10 protein-coding genes are annotated in these 17,221 nt (G+C 63.0%); 5 read left to right on the top strand and 5 right to left on the bottom strand.

The features are described 5' to 3' along the window. Positions 1-66: 66 nt before the first annotated feature. The 4 genes from ACQY7R_RS22220 to ACQY7R_RS22205 all read right to left on the bottom strand — a co-directional run bounded on the left by ACQY7R_RS22220 (position 67) and on the right by ACQY7R_RS22205 (position 4,781). Positions 67-1,113: a dockerin type I domain-containing protein gene (locus tag ACQY7R_RS22220; protein ID WP_428307741.1), complete on the bottom strand. Its 1,047-nt coding sequence runs from the start codon at positions 1,111-1,113 to the stop codon at positions 67-69. 460 nt (positions 1,114-1,573) lie between these two features. Next, on the bottom strand, positions 1,574-2,503 hold the full coding sequence (locus tag ACQY7R_RS22215) for a helix-turn-helix domain-containing protein (protein WP_428307740.1): 930 nt from the start codon (positions 2,501-2,503) through the stop codon (positions 1,574-1,576). A gap of 30 nt (positions 2,504-2,533) precedes the next feature. Continuing rightward, positions 2,534-3,502, bottom strand: coding sequence for a helix-turn-helix domain-containing protein (locus ACQY7R_RS22210; RefSeq protein WP_428307739.1), 969 nt, complete (start codon positions 3,500-3,502; stop codon positions 2,534-2,536). Positions 3,503-3,920: 418 nt separating this feature from the next. After that, the gene (locus ACQY7R_RS22205) at positions 3,921-4,781 is read right to left on the bottom strand and encodes an alpha/beta hydrolase family protein (RefSeq protein WP_428307738.1); all 861 of its coding nucleotides are present in this window, start codon (positions 4,779-4,781) and stop codon (positions 3,921-3,923) included. Positions 4,782-5,160: 379 nt separating this feature from the next. Here ACQY7R_RS22205 and ACQY7R_RS22200 point away from each other — a divergent pair, with 379 nt between their 5' ends. The 5 genes from ACQY7R_RS22200 to ACQY7R_RS22180 all read left to right on the top strand — a co-directional run bounded on the left by ACQY7R_RS22200 (position 5,161) and on the right by ACQY7R_RS22180 (position 14,847). Next, on the top strand, positions 5,161-6,450 hold the full coding sequence (locus ACQY7R_RS22200; RefSeq protein WP_428307737.1) for a Gfo/Idh/MocA family protein: 1,290 nt from the start codon (positions 5,161-5,163) through the stop codon (positions 6,448-6,450). Positions 6,451-6,608: 158 nt separating this feature from the next. Further along, entirely contained in the window at positions 6,609-8,441 is a 1,833-nt protein-coding gene (locus ACQY7R_RS22195) for a HEAT repeat domain-containing protein (RefSeq protein WP_428307736.1), read from the top strand. A 182-nt stretch (positions 8,442-8,623) separates the two neighbouring features. Then, the gene (locus tag ACQY7R_RS22190) at positions 8,624-11,254 is read left to right on the top strand and encodes a glutaminase domain-containing protein (RefSeq protein ID WP_428307735.1); all 2,631 of its coding nucleotides are present in this window, start codon (positions 8,624-8,626) and stop codon (positions 11,252-11,254) included. Positions 11,255-11,820: 566 nt separating this feature from the next. Further along, positions 11,821-12,975: an ACR3 family arsenite efflux transporter gene (gene arsB, locus ACQY7R_RS22185; RefSeq protein WP_428307734.1), complete on the top strand. Its 1,155-nt coding sequence runs from the start codon at positions 11,821-11,823 to the stop codon at positions 12,973-12,975. Positions 12,976-13,062: 87 nt separating this feature from the next. Beyond that, positions 13,063-14,847: an RluA family pseudouridine synthase gene (locus ACQY7R_RS22180; protein ID WP_428307733.1), complete on the top strand. Its 1,785-nt coding sequence runs from the start codon at positions 13,063-13,065 to the stop codon at positions 14,845-14,847. Between the two features lie 94 nt (positions 14,848-14,941). Here the strand turns inward: ACQY7R_RS22180 and ACQY7R_RS22175 are convergent, their stop codons facing one another. Further along, on the bottom strand, positions 14,942-17,104 hold the full coding sequence (locus ACQY7R_RS22175; protein WP_428307732.1) for a ChaN family lipoprotein: 2,163 nt from the start codon (positions 17,102-17,104) through the stop codon (positions 14,942-14,944). Positions 17,105-17,221 lie beyond the last annotated feature (117 nt).

Here is a 17,221-nt window from a genome sequence, read left to right as displayed (position 1 = left end):
CTCCCAGTAGTGATCGTTTTCAGCGTTGGTTGATGAGAACTAGATTCGATCAGAACAGAGAGTGAGTTAAGCCGATTGGACCGAGCGGCGACGAAGCGCGATCAGCCCCAGCCCGGCGACCGCCGCCAATCCGCACGTTGCCGGCTCGGGAACGGGGAACGCGCCAACCTCGGCGAGGACTTCAGCGCTGGCGGCGCCCTTCCAAATGCGGAAATCGCCAAAATTGACCACGCCGTCGCTATTCAGGTCGCCGAGCGAGCGAGTCGTGACGCTGGTGAACAAGTTGTCGCGAATGATGTTGAAGTCCAGCGCGTTCACGGCGCCATTGCCGTCGACGTCGCCGAGGATGAAAACTTGCCCGCTGGTTTCGAGGGTGAATTTGGTGATTTTCGCATCGATCAGGTTCGCGGCGGCGCTCGTGGCGAAGCCGACGGAGGCAATGTCGGTAGCGGTGAGCGGGAGATTGCTCGACGAAACCTGCGTGTAAGAGGGATCATCGGGCCGCTTGGCGAAGAACGTTACGTTGTACGCGGCGGTCGTGTCGAGGACGATCTTCAGGTCGATGTCGCCGCCGTACATTTCCGGGCCGGTCCAATCGAGCTGATTGGCGGGGAAGGTGCCGGTGCTCGCGTCGCCGCGCTGGGTTTGGTTCTTGGTGGTCGCCGAGTTGCTCAGGCCGCGAAACAGCATCCACGCCTTACCGACGCCCGCGCCACTGAGGAACCGATAGTCGTTGCCGGCCGTCGTGGCGGTGTTGGCCGGAATACCTTCGGCAAAGCCAATGGCCACCCAGTTGGTGTTGCCGGTGACGCTCTTCAGGCTTGCCGACAGCGTATAGATGTTGCCGGCAGTCGGGATGAACGGCAGAAAGGCGCCGGTACCGCCGGTCACGGGGGTCATGTTGCCGTCGGCGGTGTAGTTGGTATGGGCAGTCCAGGCGTTCAGGCCGCCGTTGTTGTCGACGTCGGGAGCTTGGCCGTTGAGGGTCGACGACGGCAAGCCGGTGAAGTTTTCGTCGTAGAGGACGGCGGCGCGAGTCGAGGCGCTGTTTCCAGCCACGATGCAAGCAGAGAAGAGGGCGAGGCAAGCGGCGATGCGACGTCGTGAGGCCATCAATGCGTCTCCTAGATGGAACGTGTGCCTGATCTGCCGGCGTCGAGGCAACAGACGCCGAGGGAGGCAGTTTCGACTGTGAATTGCACAAGGTGAAAAGACCGCGGTACGTCGCCCGGAAGCGACGGCGTCCTAGCCGCACAGAGAAGGGGAGCTGCCAGGACGTTTCCTATTACACTCAGAAACGGCCACATTAGCGAGCGGTTTCATCCCTTGTTTTAAGACCGGCCTCGTGGGCAATTTCCCGAACATTCCCGCCCCTCGGCGGAGGGGAGCCTTTCATTCCGGCCTCGGCTGAGGGGAACTCCGTATTTCGCCATCCTAGAACTTGCGCAATAGGAATGCTGAAAAGCCCTGCAGGGTGGAACCGCACTCTAGCCCCGGGCTCCGCCCGGGGGTCGGCGCCATACGCGACGATGCCTACCGGAATGGAAGCCCACCCCCGGGCGGAGCCTGGGGCCTAATTTGCCGCTTCCGTGGGCGAATGTTGCGTTCGCTCTTGCCGATAGACGGAGGGCGACGCCCCCTCCTGTTCAACGAATAGCACCCGCATTCGTTCGACGCTGGAGAAGCCCGCCAAGTACGAGACGGTTTTGATCGGCAGCGTCGTTTCCACAAGCAGCCGCTTCGCCCTACTGACACGGCAGGCGTTGATTTCGTCGAGCACGCTGCGACCCGTCGCCGCGGTAAAGCGACGGTCGAGCGTGCGGCGGGTGACGGGCAACTGCTTGGCGATGTCGTTCACCGAAATCGGCCGATGACTGTGGGTCCAAATGATTTCCATCGCCTGGCGAGTAATCGGATCGTCGAGCCCTTGCTCTGCGCCTTGCGGCCCCGCGACCGCTTCGCCGGCGGACGGCGCGAGCGCCTGCAGGGCGTCGGCGACGAGTCCCAAGCCGTGAAGCGAAAGCAAGATCGAGTTCTGAATCGGGTTGGAGACGACCTGCTCGAGCAGCGCGTCGAACTGCGCCGTCAGCTTCGCGGTCGCGTGGACGCTCGAGAGGGGCTTTTTTGGAGAAAGAAGGCCTAAATTGGCGAGACGGTGCGCGATCTCGCCGTTAAAGCAAATCCAGCGCTCGGTCCAACCGGTCGAGGGCTCAGGACGATAGCGATGCCACACGCCGGGGAAGAGGAATATCGCAGTCGGCTCGCGAAACTGCTGCGCGCCGGTTTGTTCCGTTTCAAACATCCCGGCGCCCGCGCTGATAAATACCAGCGCGAACTCAGGCAACACGCGGCCGCGACGCCAATCGAAATGGTAGACGGCGGGGTGCCCCTTCGGCGGGTACGATTGCTTCGGCGCGATCGTCATCTTGCCGGCGCTGGTGAGGTACGCGCCCCAGTTCATCGCGTCGTCGTTCACCGGCAAGTAGTGATGAAAATCTTGCATGTCGACTCGCGATGAAAAACGGCGGGAAAGCTATCTGCCCGACGGGGCGCTGCGCGGAGCACGCGCTGCCGCGGCGGCGGCGGAACCGTGCCGCGTGCGCCGGGAACGAAATTCGGAGGGCGACATGCCCTCGCGGCGGCCGAAGAGCAGGCCCATTCGCTCGGGGCTGCTGAAGCCGACTTGGTTGGCAATCGAGCGGAGCGAGAGGTCGGTTTCGGCCAGCAAACGCTTCGCGCGGTTCAACCGACAATCGTTGATCTCTTCCAAAATCGATCGGCCGGTGGCGGCGGCGAAACGGCGATCGAGCGTTCGCCGAGCGACGGCGAGTTCTTCCGCGACGTCGTCGATGGAGATCGCGCGATGCGAGCGTGTGCGGATAATCTCGAGAGCATCGACGACCACCGGGTCTTCGAGCCGCTGCGACGCGGGACTTTCAGCGGCCGACGCATCGTTCGCCGCGGCGACCGCCTCGATCGCTTCGGCTACCAGCCGCAGTACTTGCAGCGAATGGAGCGAGGTTTGCGACATCGTGTTCGCGCGAATTTGTTCGAGCTGCGTTTCGAATTTGTCGACAAGCGTCGACTTCGGCCCCAGCGGCGCGACGGCCCGTGCGGGATCGATCATGCCTTGCGCCCACAGGCGGTGGACGAGTTCGCCGTTGTATGAGAACCAGCGTTCGTTCCAGCCGACGCTTTGCACGGGGCGGTAACGATGCCACACGCCGGGGAAGAGCCACAGCAAGGTCGGTCCAGTGAAGCGGACGGCGGGGGTGAATTCAGATTCGAAGTCGCCGGCGCCCTGGGCGACGAGCACCATCTGAAACTCGGGCAACGTGCGACCGCGACGCCAGTCGAAATGATATAGCGCGGGGTGGCCGAAAGGAGGGTAGGGGGCGCCCGGAAGAATCGTCGCCGCCCCGGCCCCAGTAACGTACGCACCGCACCGCAGCAGGTCGTCGTCGACCGGGAAATACCGAAAGAAACTCTCTAGCTGGGCCATGTTAGCGCGCCGTCCCAGACGAATGCGTAATCGACGAGTGGAGGCCGCGGCAGTCTCAAATCAAGGGAATTGGCGAGACGGCCGCCATCTCTCTTGTAAACAGCGGGGCGACTCGCCGCAACCCTGCCATAGGCTTGAGCAGGGGCCTCGGTCGTGAATTCGACGAGCAATACAGGCAACGAACGCACGATAGCCAAGGCAACGTCCCAGCGGGACGACCGACGATAGCCCAGCAATGAATTGCTGGACTATTCTCAAGTCTCCCTCTGGGAGAGGAAGACGCAACTCGCCCGAAACATACTTTTGGGACGAAGCCTGGGACAACGCCCTAGGCAACGATGAAAGCAGGCCTTCGGCCCGAGGACTGCGAACGACTATTTCTGCAGATTTGGGACTTTGTTCGTTAAATCCGGCGAGGCTATTTCGCCGAAGCCGACTTCGCCCCAGCCTTCGCGTGGGCAATCGCGAAGTCGACGAGTTCCTGGCACTTGAAGAACGACTCGTCGAAATTATGGCCTTGGCCTGCAATCACTTTCACTTCAACGCAATCGCCCGCGCCGGCAGCTTTGAATTTCTCGGCCACAGCGGCGGAGTTCGATTTGAGCGGCACCACTTCATCGACGTCGCCGTGAACCATGAACATCGGCGTGCGGGCGTCGATGAGGGGCTGCACGCGGGCGACTGGATTGTGTTCGTCGAGCTGCTGCGCTAACTCCGCCTCTGTGATGCCGTACGCTGGCGCCGCCTTCGCGAGACTTGGATATGCAGAGAGGTCGAACACCGGGTAAATCCCCGCGATTCCAGCCACCTTGGCGGGGTTCTCCACAGCCCAATTGGTGACCCACAGGCCGCCGCGGCTACGGCCGAGTAGGCAAGGTTTGCGGGCGAAATCGCGCCGTTCGACGAGTTGGTCGTAGAGTTTCGTGAGCGCCTCGCAACCGGCTGGACTGCCGTATGCCTCACCGGCGTCGATGCCCGCAACCGCAATGCCAGCGTCGAGAAACTGCTGGTGCATCCAGGCTTCGCTGGCGTCGGGATAAGCGGGGAGGGCGGGGGCGTACAGAATCCAAGGTTGCGGCGTCTGCTGCTTCTCGGCCGGCGGCAGCATGACGAAGGCTGGCTTGCCATCGACTTCCAGGTTGACGACATGCACGCCAAGCCGCTTGGAAAGTTCAGCGCCATAGTTCTCCTCGGCCGTCCAACCGACGCTCGGCGACGCCAACATCACGCCAAATGCCAGCGCGAGCCCCGCGAGGCGTGAGAGACTAATTGCTGTCATCGGAATGCTCCCTCGTTATGAGTCAGGCGTGCGCTGGATGATGCGACGACGATTATCTTGGCGTATGAGTCGCGCCGGTCGGTTTTAAGTTTTAACGCGAAAAATGTTCGGAATCTCACCCTTTTCGAATAATCGACGGCGCGATGTTGGCGGCCTGCAGGTTCTGTTAAACTCAAGTTGTACACGATGGCGGATGGCGCCGAGAGCATGAGTCGCGCGACTCGCTAACGAATGCTCGCACGGCGTGCAACGCGCTACACTAGTCTCAACGACGCTGGTCTCGACAATTACGCTTATCAGATCGCGAACGTCGACTCGCTTCTCATACGCACGACGGTCCAATAGCATTCGCTCCTAGTTGAACTTAGGGAGTTAATTGATGACTCGCATTTCTTCGCGCCTGCCACGACGCGGTTTCTTGAAGAAAGCCTTAACGACGACGGCGGCGGCCATCGCGGCGCCGATGGTGATACCTGGTTCGGCGCTCGGCCTCGACGGCGCGACGGCGCCAAGCGAGCGGATCACGGTCGGCGGCATCGGCATCGGCAATCGCGGCACGTACGACCTCGGTTGCTTTCTCGAACAGAAAGACGTCCAGTTTCTCGCCGTGGCCGATGTGAAGCAGGCCCGCCGCGATGCGGTGAAGGGGATCGCCGACAAGCACCACGGCAACGGCGACTGCGACACTTATCGCGACTTCCGCGACCTGCTCGCCCGCGACGACATCGACGCGGTGCTGATCGCTACCGGCCCGAACTGGCATGCGACCGCGGCAATGTACGCGGCCCGCGCCGGCAAGGACATGTACTGCGAGAAGCCGTGCACGAAGAACATCGCTCAGAGCATCAACCTCGTCGACACGATGCGGCGGACGGGGCGGGTGTTCCAGGTCGGCACGCAACGGCGGAATCTTCCGCACTTCGCGTTCGCCTGCGAACTCGCTCGCACTGGCAAGCTTGGCAAGCTCAAGCGGGTCTACGCTCACCCGATGGGCATGTCGGCGATGATGAGCGGCTGGCTCCCCGCCGAATCGACTCCGGACAAGAATGTCGTCGATTGGAACATGTACCTCGGCCCGGCGTCGTGGCGGCCGTACAATCCCGCCCAGCTTGACGGGTTTAATTTCGAAAAGGGTGGCGGACTGGTCGGCGGCGGCGTCCTTGAATGGGGCTCGCACTGCGTCGATCTCTGCCAATGGGCGGTCGACGCCGACGGCCAAGCGCCCGTCGAATACGAACCGCCGGCGAACAAGCAGATCGTCGCGCGGTATGCGAACGGCGTCGAGCTGATCTTCCGCGAAGAGGGGTGGATGCCGCTCGGTTCGTGCCCGGTGCGGTTCGAAGGCGAGACGGGTTGGGTTGAAACGGGCGACAGCGGCAAGCTGGTGCTCAGCTCGCCGGAACTGCTCGCGGGCCGCGAGGTCGCCGAAATCGGCGGCTACCCGGCGACGTTCCATGTGCGCGACTTCCTCGACTGCGTGAAGACCCGCAGCCAGCCGAAGGGGAACGCCGAAGCGGCGTGCTTTGCTCATATTGCCTGCCACGCAACAAACATCGCGTTGGCGCTCAATCGCAAGCTGAACTACGACCTCGCGAAGCATGAGTTCGTCAACGACGACCAAGCGAACCGGCTGCGTTCGGAAGCGCTGCGGGAACCTTGGCGGATTTAATCAACTCGTACCCTCTGCGTCTCCGCGCCTCTGCGAGAAGTCTTGGGAGACGAGAATGTCTCTCGCAGAGGCGCGGAGACGCAGAGGGGATTTGGCAGCGAGAGACTTTATAAATTAGCTCACTCCAGGTTTGGAGAGATTTGATCATGGTGATTCGGATGCCGCTTCTTCGTGCGTTGGCGCTTGTGTTGCCGCTAGTGGTCGCTTCGGCGGCGCGGGCGGAGAATCTGTTTGATACCAACGAGGCCGCGCTGATTGAGGTGCTCAAGACGGGTGAGCCGGCGGCGAAGGCGATTGCTTGCAAGAAGCTCGCCGTGCTGGGGACGAAGGATTCGGTGCCGCTGCTGGCGCCGCTGCTCGAAGACGAGCAACTCGCTTCGTGGGCGCGGTTGGCGCTCGAAGTGATTGACGATCCGTCGGCCGATGCGGCCCTGCGGGACGCGGCGAGCAAGGCGAACGGCCAGCTTGCGATTGGCGCCATCAATTCACTCGGGGCTCGCCGTGATCAACAGGCGGCGAAGCTTATCGTTGATGCCTTCGCGGCGGCGATGAAGGCCGATGATATCGAAGCGGTCGACGCCGCGGCCTGGGCGCTCGGTCGCATCGGCGGCGACAACGCCGTCGCAACGCTGCGCGGGGCGCTGAAGAACGAATCGCCGGCCGTGCGAAATGCGGCCGCGCAAGGACTTGTCCTTGCTGCGGAAGGCTTGCTGAAAGCTGGACAGCAGACCGCCGCCGCTCAGATTTACGATGAAGCCCGCGGGGCAGAAGTGCCGGTGCAGCGGCAGCTCGAAGCGACGCGCGGGGCGATTCTGGCCCGCGGCGAAGCTGGCATTCCGCTCTTGGTCGAACAGCTTCGCAGCGACAACAAGAAGTTCGTGCAGCTGGGCCTCGGCACGGCGCGAGAACTTCCTGGCGCCCAGGTGGCGGCTGCACTCGTGAAAGAACTTGAAACGGCTTCGCCTGAACGGGCGCCGCTACTCATTTATGCCCTTGCCGATCGTAAGGAACTGGTCGATGCGCCGGCGATCTTCCGCGCGGCGGTCGAAGGGGATGACTCGATTCAACTCGCGGCGATCAAGGTGCTCGCTCGTGCGGATGCCCCGCAGCGAATCGACGCACTGCTGCAAGCCGCGGCCGATGACAATGCCGACGTCTCGCTCGCCGCAGCGACGGCGCTGGCCGACATGCAGGGAACTCGCGTCAACGGACATCTGGTCGAACTGCTGCCGACCGCCAATGGAAAGCAATTGGCCGTCCTCTTGAACCTCGTCGGCAAGCGGCGACTCGAAGCGACCAATGCCGTCACCAAGGCGCTCGCCAACGACGACGCGGCCGTGCGGCAAGCGGCCCTCGCCGCGTTCGGCGAAACGGTGACGCCCGCCCAGTTGCCGCTGCTCGTGAAAGAATGCGTCGCCGCCCGCGATGCGGCCGACGGCAAGGTCGCATGGCGAGCGTTGAAGTCGGCCGCGGTGCGGATGCCTGACCGCGAAGCGTGTGCGGAGCAACTCGCCGCCGCGCTCGCAGGCGCCGACGCCGACGATCAAGCCCAGCTCGTGGACATCCTCGGCGCCGTCGGCGGCAAGCAAGCGATCGACGCGATGGCCGGCGTGATGCAGCAAGGTTCCGACGCGGTCCTCGACGCCGGCACCCGGGCGCTCGGCAACTGGATGGAAGTCGACGCGGCGCCGGTGATGCTCGAACTCGCCACGAGCATCAAGGGCGACAAGTACCAGGTGCGGGCCCTTCGCTCGTACATCCGCTTGGCTCGGCAATTCAAAATGTCCGACGCGGCCCGCGCCGAAATGTGCGAAAAAGCGCTCGATGCGGCCACTCGCAACGACGAACGCGAACTCGTCTTCGCCGTACTCGAACGCTATCCCAACGAGCACTCCCTCCGCGTCGCCAAAGCGGCCACCGCGCAGCCTGAACTCAAAGAACGGGCCGTAAGAGTGGCGGAAGCGATTGAACAAAACTCTCCAGGCAATTGAGACTCGTCGGCGGTAGCGCGCAATGAAGTGGTGGAAATGCCCTAAAAATCGGCGGCATTCCCCGATCGCGGCGCGAAACCATTCCGCGCTAGCGTGCTAACCAATCTCATTGATCGTCGCTCGCGTGAGGCGAATGATGGAAGAGTTGGATCCTCTTCCACTCCTCGATTTGGGCGGCGGCTATGCGTTCATTATTGGCGGCATGTGTGGCGTTGTTGGCATTTGGCTCTCAGGCTTACGCCGATGAGAAGCCGCGGGCTTCGGCGGCTGAGCTCCATGCGACGCCGATCGTCGCGCCGGCAACGCCGCTGGTGACCTGCGATCCCTACTTCAGCATTTGGTCGCCGGCCGACCGGTTGACCGACGCCGACACGGCGCACTGGACCGGCAAGCCGCATCGGCTCACGAGCCTCGCGTCGATCGACGGCAAGGTCTTTCGCCTGATGGGCAAGGAACCGGCCGACGCGCCGGCGCTCGAGCAGAAGAGCGTCACAATCTCGATGACGCAAACGACCTACGAGTTTGCCGGCGAAGGCGTGAAGCTGACGCTGACGTTCACGACGCCCGCGCTGCCGGAAGACATTGACCTCTTGTCGCGGCCGATCACCTACGTCACCTACAAGGCGCAAGCCGAAGATGGCAAGTCGCACGACGTGCGGTTGATGTTCGAGGCGTCGGCTGAGCTGACGGTCGACGTGCCCGAGCAAGGCGTCGTCGGCAACGTCGAAGCGATCGACGGCCTCACCGCGGTGCGACTCGGTTCGAAAGAGCAAAACACGCTCCGCAAGAAGGGCGACGACATTCGGATTGATTGGGGCTACCTCTACCTAGCGGCGCCGAAGAGCGAAGACGCCGTCACGGCAATTGGAGCGCCGGCGGAACTCCGCGGCGCGTTCGCCGGCAACGCCAAAGCGGCCGCCGCATCCGCTGCCGACAAGTCCGCCGATCGCGCCACTAATCTGGCCGCGGCGGTGACGTTCGATCTGCCGAAGGTTGGCGCCGAGCCAGTCGAGCGGTTCCTCGTGATCGCGTACGACGACCTGCTCTCGATTGAATACATGCACCGCCCGCTGAAGGCTTTCTGGCGGCGGAACGGCCTCGAAGCCGCGGGCCTGCTGACCGAAGCGGTGCGCGACTACGCGACGATCACGGAGCGTTGCGACAAGTTCGACGCCGAGTTGCAAAAAGATCTGACCGCCGCGGGCGGCAACGACTACTACGCGATCGGGGCGCTCGCCTACCGGCAATGCTTCGCGGCGGGCAAGTTCGTCGCCGACGCCAACGGCCAGCCGCTGCAGTTCAGCAAAGAGAATCACTCGAACGGCTGCATCGCGACGTCGGATATTTTCTACCCGATGTCGCCGCAGTTCATGCTGTTCGGCCCGTCGCTAACGAAGTCGTTCCTCACGCCGTTCATGAACTACGCGGCGAGCGAGCGTTGGAAGTTCCCGTTCGCTCCGCATGACCTCGGTACCTACCCGAAGGCGAACGGCCAGGTGTACGGCGGCGGCGAGTTGACCGAAGACAACCAGATGCCGGTCGAAGAGAGCGGCAACGTGCTGCTGCTGATGGCGGCGCTCGCGAAGATGGAAGGGAACGCCGACTACGCGTCGCTCTATTGGCCGACGCTCGTGAAGTGGGCCGAGTACCTCAAGGAGCAAGGTTTCGACCCGCCGAATCAGCTGTGCACCGACGACTTCGCCGGGCACATGGCTCACAACGTGAACCTGTCAGCGAAGGCAATTTGCGGCCTCGGAGCATTCGCGCAACTGTGCGAAATGCGCGGCGAAACGAAGCTGGCCCAGGAGTATCGTCAAATTGCGGAGCAGTACGCCGCACGTTGGGTAAAGGAAGCGGCCGACGGCGACCATTTCCGGCTAGCGTTCGACAAGCCCGACACCTGGAGCCAAAAGTACAACCTCGTGTGGGACAAGCTGCTCGGCCTGGAGCTGTTCCCAGACGACGTGCGTCGCAAGGAAATGGACTTCTACTTGAAGTCGCAGAACGAGTACGGCCTGCCGCTCGACAACCGGAACGTCTACACGAAGCTCGATTGGATCTTGTGGACGGCGACGCTCACGCAAGATCGGAAGGACTTCGACGCCCTCGCGGCGCCGGTTTATAAGTTCCTGAGCGCCACCCCGAGCCGTTCGCCGATGAACGACTGGTTCCGGACGAACGACGCCACGAAGGTCGGCTTCACCGCGCGGCCGGTGGTGGGCGGCGTCTTCCTGCAGTTGCTTTACAACTACGGCGTGTGGAAGAAGTACGCCAGCCGCGACGTCACGAAGGCGAAGGACTTCGCCCCGATGCCGAAGCCGCCGAAGATCACCACCGTGTTGCCGGCCGCCATCAGCAAGCCGGTCGTGTGGCGCTACACCACGACGAAGCCGGCCGAAGGTTGGCAGGGCGTGAAGTTCGACGACGCGAAGTGGAAAGAAGGCAAGTCGGGCTTCGGCACGCGCGGCACGCCGGGAGCGATCATCGGCACCGTGTGGGATTCGCCGGAGATCTGGATTCGCCGCGAGTTCAACTTGCGGAAGGGCGCCAACCTCGCCGAGGTGCAGCTGTACGTCAACCACGACGAAGATGCCGAGATTTACGTCAACGGCGTCCTCGCCGCGACGTGCAACGGCTACAACGGCCAGTACGAAGCGATGCAGATGCGCGACGAAGCCCGCGCGACGCTGAAGCCGACCGGCAACACGCTGGCGGTGAAGTGCCGGCAGTCGACCGGCGGGCAGTATATCGACGTCGGCATGGTGACGGTCGAGCAGGTGGATGATGCGAAGACGGCGGCGGTGCAGCGGTAGGCTGGAGTTCTAGAGCCGCCGCCGGTTAACAGAAGCGCGTTCTACGCGAATCGAAGAATTTGGAGGCTCGTTTGAGCTACAAGATCCCTCGTTTCGCTCAAGATGACAGACGCTACGCTTAACTCCAACGATTGCCCGCCCGCATTGACCAGCTTCGATTCGATGTGGTTTTTACGATGCGGCATTGAAAACCCCAACGGGGTTTCATCTTCCAGCCCGGGGTTGATTGCGAACAGCAATCTACCCCGGGTATCGACGCCTAGCTTAGATCCTCAACCCTGAAAGGGTTGCAGCCCCGCTCTCTGTCAACCATTTCGCCATCGACTGATGCAACCCTTGCAGGATTGCGGCGCCGAGGACGGGCCTTATCCCGGGGTAGATCGCCGCGCGATCAACCCCGGGCTGGAAGACGGAACGCCTGCAGCGTTCACCGATGATGCACCCGTGATAGCACGGGGTTGCGCGCTCTGGCTCCGCTGGGGGCATTCCACTAGAATCCCGCCCCGCCTCCGTTTGCCGGAGGGTTTCAACTGCTTGAGGGTGCGCGCTGTCGGACGCTCAGAACCTTGAACACCACTCGCCAATCAACTGCGCCGGCCTCTGCGCCGCCTTCGTTTTTAGAACGCCATCTCGTCGCGTTCACGATCCTGGCCATTCTCCAGGGTTGCGCGATCTGCATTTGGGCGCCGTCGGCCGAGACGTTTCTCGAAGGGCTGCGGTTCGGCCAGACGAACATTCCGATCGCCGTCGGGCTCATCGTGATGATGTACCCCTCGCTGGCGAAGATCCGCTTCGAGGAAGTTGGCTCGCTCGTGCCGCACCTGAGCGGGTTGCGGTGGACGCTGCTGCAGCATTGGCTGCTCGGCCCGCTGCTGATGACGCTGCTGGCGACGTTGTTTCTGCGCAATGAACCAGAGTACGCGGTTGGGCTCATCCTGATCGGGCTCGCGCGCGGTTTGGGCGGCATTTCCGTTTGGACGAAGTTAGCCGAAGGGGACCAGCAGTACGCGAACAGCATCGTCACGCTCAACGCGTTGTTTCAGCTCATTCTTTACCCGCTGCTGGCGTGGTTTTTCGTCTCGATGCTGCCGCCAATGATCGGCATGGGGACCGCCGCGTTCGATGCGGAGATCTACCAGTATTACGGCGCCGTCGCGATCTACCTCGGCATTCCGCTGACGATCGCCGTCGGCGTGCGACTGCTGTTGGTGAAGTGGCGCGGTCGGGAGTGGTACGAAGCGTCGTTCGTGCCGTGCATCGCTCCGCTCCGACCCGCGGCGATTTTGTTTACCTCGGTCGTGATCTTCTCGCTCAAGACGGACGAGCTGCTCGCGATGCCGCTGCAGCTACTACAAGTCGGCGCCCCGCTGGCGATTTACTTTTGCGTGATGTTCTTGTGGTCGTTCTTCAGCGAGACGAAGCGCGGGGCCTCGTACTCGCGGACGTCGACGATCGCCATTTCGAGCGCGAGCAGCAACATCGAGCTTGCCGTCGCAATGGCGGTGACGCTCTTCGGCATCGACTCGGCCCAAGCGTTCGCCACCGTGGCGGGACCGCTGGTGGAGATCCCGGCGATGGTCGGCTGCGTGAGCGCGGCGTGGTATTTCCAGCGGCGATATTTCTCGGCGCCGGAGGGAATTCACCGACTGCCGGCAGAGACGGTGGTGACCGGTTCAAGCCGTTGGAAGCGGCCGTTGAGTTCGACCTCTTCGACGCCTTAGTGGCTTGGCTGGTCGATTGAGGCTTGACTAACGAAATTGGCCCTAGGGACGCCTCGCACAGAATCGCTCGGTTGGTACGCTAGAACGATGCCTAGCGTCACCAACATTGCCGGTTATCAGTTCGTTCCCCTGAGTGATCTCGCCTCGTTGCGGCAGCAGTTGCTGCGCGACTGCAAAGCTTGGGGGCTGCGTGGCTCCATTCTGATTAGCCCTGAAGGAATCAACCTGTTCGTCGCCGGCGGCGAGGCGGCGATTGAGTCGCTGCTCGCGGCGGTGCGAGCGCTGCCGGGACTGGCCGACTTCACGCCGAAGGTCAGCCTCAGCGACGATCAACCGTTTCGGCGGATGCTCGTTCGCATCAAGAAAGAGATCATCGCGTTCGGCGTGCCGGGGATCGAACCGGGCCGGCGCACGTCGCCGAAGTTGCCGCCGCACGAGCTCAAGCGGTGGCTCGACGAAGGTCGGCCGGTGACGCTGCTCGACACCCGCAACGAGTACGAAGTTCGGCTCGGCACGTTCACGAACGCGAAGACGCTCGGCATCAATCACTTTCGCGATTTCCCCGCGGCAGTGGCGGAACTGCCCGTCGAGATGAAGCAGCAGCCGATCGTGATGTTCTGCACCGGCGGCATTCGCTGCGAAAAGGCGGGACCGTACATGGAGCGCGAGGGGTTCGAGCAGATCTTTCAGCTCGACGGCGGCATCCTCAAATACTTTGAAGATTGCGGCGGCGATCACTACGACGGCGAATGTTTTGTGTTCGATCGCCGCGTCGGCCTCGATGCGGGTCTCGTCGAAACGGCGAACGCCCAGTGCTACTCGTGCCTGGCGCCGCTGACGCCCGCCGACCAGCGCGACGAGCGTTACGAACCGGGAAAGACGTGTCCGTACTGCTACGTTGCCGCGGGCGAGCAACTCGAGCGAACGCTATCCGAGCGGGCGGCCGCCATCGCCGCTGCGACGACGCCGCTGCCGGGAAGCGCGCCGTACGACAACTACCGGCCGATCAGCATCTCGGCGAAGTACGATGGCCGCGAGCTCTTGGCGATGTTGTGCGAAGTCTTTCCGCACCTCTCGCGGGAGTATTGGCAGGAGCGGTTTGAGCGCGGGCTGCTGCTCAACGACAAGCATCAACCGGTCGCTGCGACGCAACCGGTGCGGGCCGGCGAGCGGTATCTCAATTCGACGCCGGCGATGTCCGAACCGGATGTGAGCGACGACATTCGCGTGTTGTACGAAGATGCGGCGATCGTCGTCATCAACAAACCAGCGCCGTTGCCGCTGCACCCTTCGGGTCGATTCAATCGCAACACGCTGCAGGCGATTCTCAACGGGGTTTACCAGCCGCAGAAGCTGCGGCCGGTCCATCGGCTCGATGCGAACACGACCGGCGTGGTGGTGTTCGCACGAACCGGCGCGTGGGCGTCGCGGCTTCAGCCGCAGTTCGCGGCGGGCGGGGTGGAGAAAGTTTATTTAGCGAGAATTCAGGGAACGCCGCCGAAGGAAGAGTTCGTCTGCGAGGCCCCCATTGGAACCGAGACGACTGACCTCGGCGGCCGCGCGATCGACGAGCAAGGCCAAGCGGCGCGGACTGAGTTCCGCCCACTGCAGACGTTCACCGACGGCACATCGCTCGTCGAGGCGCGGCCGATTACGGGCCGCACGAACCAGATCCGCGTCCATCTGTGGCATCTCGGCTGGCCGATCGTCGGTGAGCAGGCGTATCTGCCGGGGCGGCAACTGGGCGAAACGCAGACGCATGACGTCGACGATCCTCCGCTTTGCTTGCACGCGCTGCGGATTGCGTTTGAGCATCCGCAGACTGGGGAGCGGGTGGCGTTCGAAGCGCCGACGCCGAGTTGGACGTACTAAGTCAGCATGGATGGCATGCTCTCGCCCTGAAGGCGTGAGCATGTGAAGTCCGCAGCTTTTAACTAGTTCGCTCCGGCGGGTCGTTGACCCGCAGCTACTTTTTCTGCGTCGCTTCTAGGATTTCCTTGCGGCCGCCGAGGCCCGGTTGCCACTGCAGCGTCATGCGGTTTTCGAACTCTGCGGCGCTCGCGGCGAGTTCGTGAAGCCACGGCGTCGGGGCGTAGAACATCGCCGGGACGATGAGGACGTTGCGGCGGTTTTCGCCTTCGAGTTTCTTCAGGACGCTCGGCAGCGCGAGTTCGCCGTCGTGCGTCGCGATGCGGGTGCGATGGAAACGGCTCGCCTTCGTGAGGGGATCGTCCGCTTCGAGCTTCTTCCACGCAGCGATTTCTTCCGTTGAAACGCCAGCGGGCAGCACAATAACTGTCGTGCCGCCAAAGGGGCCAGGGCACTTTGGCAGTGCACCGGGACGAGCGGCGGCGGGCGGCGTGATTGCAATGGAGATCGTTTCGCCTTCAGCGGCAGACGGCGCTACTGAGGCAACCGCGACGGGCGTGCCGAGTTGCTCCGACAGCCAACGCGATTGCAAACGGCCCCAGTGTTGCGCGCGGGCCGATGGCTCGGGAACGACGAGCACTTTGCCGGCGAGTTTCTCGCTAACATCGGCCGTGGGTTTCCCGAGCGCAGCCGCAAGCAAGCCGTCTTGCTCCGCTTCGCGTTGCCAGGGATCGGTCGCCGCGACGACAAACCGGCTCGGGACGCCAACCTCGGTGTACGCGGCCAGCTCTTCTTGCCACCACTTCTCGGAGTCAGCCGGGCCAGTGACGACGAGCGAGCGTTTGGGCCGCGCCGATTCAAGTCGATACTCCGGCAGCGGCAACGGAATATCCTTTAACTTTGCATAGTGCCGCGGATTGATCGCGACGGCGCTCGCGCTCAGTCGGTCGGTTTGCAGGATGACGGCGGCGACGACGGTCGCGCCGGAGCCTTCGCCCGCGAGCGCGACATGCTGCGGATCGATCGGAAAGTGTCGCAGCAAGTAGGCCCAAGTCTCTTCGACGCCCCCGAACAGCCCGCCGATGTCTTCGGTAAACGTCGCCGGCAAGAACCAACGGCCGCCGATCGCGAGATCAAACTGCCGCTCTTGCGTCGGCGCCTCGATGACGGCGATCGCCGCCGCATCGCCGAAGCGTTGGCGACAAAGCTCCATCCCTTCTTCCGCGGTGAGGCCGTCATCGCTGAGCCAGATCAACAGCGGCACGCGTTTCTCGGGCGAGGCATCCTTCGGCATGTGGAGCAAATAGGAGAGCGAGCCGCCGATGGCGACGCTCCGCTTACCTTGATCGATGTTCGAGGCTCGCGCTTCGACGAGCGCTTCGTAGTCGGCCGACGGCGTCCCCGCGTTGCGATGCGAGATCGGATTTGACGTCGGCACGATGGCGACCGTTTTTACTTTCGCGTCGGGATTGCGTTGCCGAAACTGGTCGACGACGCCCTGCCAGTAGGCGGAATGAAAGCCGCCATTCACGTGCAACACCGCGTGCCCCGGATGTTGCTTGAGAGCGTCGGCGCACGCCTCGCCCATCGAGTTGTCCCACAGCGACTGCGTCGAATGAAGGCGCTCCTCGGCGGTCTCCGCGGTGCTCATCATCCCGGCGTGGCCGCGGATGGCGTTGTCCATGCGTTTCCAATACTCGGGCGAATTGGCGAGATACTCGCGCGGCGTGACGGCGCGATCTTCGGCAGAGAGCGACTCCCACGCCTCGGGACCGGCCATCATCAATCGCTGCCGCACCGGCGCCGGGAAGTTGGCCGCAATCACCGGAATGCCGGCTTGCTTCGCGCGCTCGACGAGCGGCCGGTAGGCTTCGTGGTAGTTGCCCCACGGGCAGGCCTTGGCGAGGAAGGTTTCTTCGTCGATCTCCCCGGCGAGGTAACGATTGAGTTCTGGCTGCACGTCGCGGTCGAACATTTCGAGCGACAGCACGACGCGACTGTCGCGGTTCGTGATCAAGCAGTCGAGAATTTCCAACTGCAGCCGATGAGTCGTTTCGTCGGTGTGCTGCTCGCCCAAGAACACGGCGTCGGCCTGACCGAGTTGGCTGATGAATTCGCCCTGCGACACATCGGCGTCGGTGCGGCCATCGCGAATGGCAATCGAGCGCTCGATGGGGGGAGCGTCCCAAGGCTCCGCGAACACCGCCGTCCGAGCGGCGCAGAGAAAGAGTAAGATGAGAAGCCCGCTGAAGGCTCGCATCGCTCGTTGCCGAAGGCTCGAAGTTACGGGCAACCGTTTTTCTGCAGGATTTGGCAATTGGCTGAACGACATGATGCGCTCGCGTGGTGAGTTGTCCGTAAGGGGTGCAGGTTACCT

It is taken from the genome of Lacipirellula sp., from assembly GCF_965279485.1.
GTDB lineage: Bacteria > Planctomycetota > Planctomycetia > Pirellulales > Lacipirellulaceae > Lacipirellula.
Note: the sequence above shows the minus strand (reverse complement) of the source record. Positions and strands in the feature narration are given on the sequence as shown.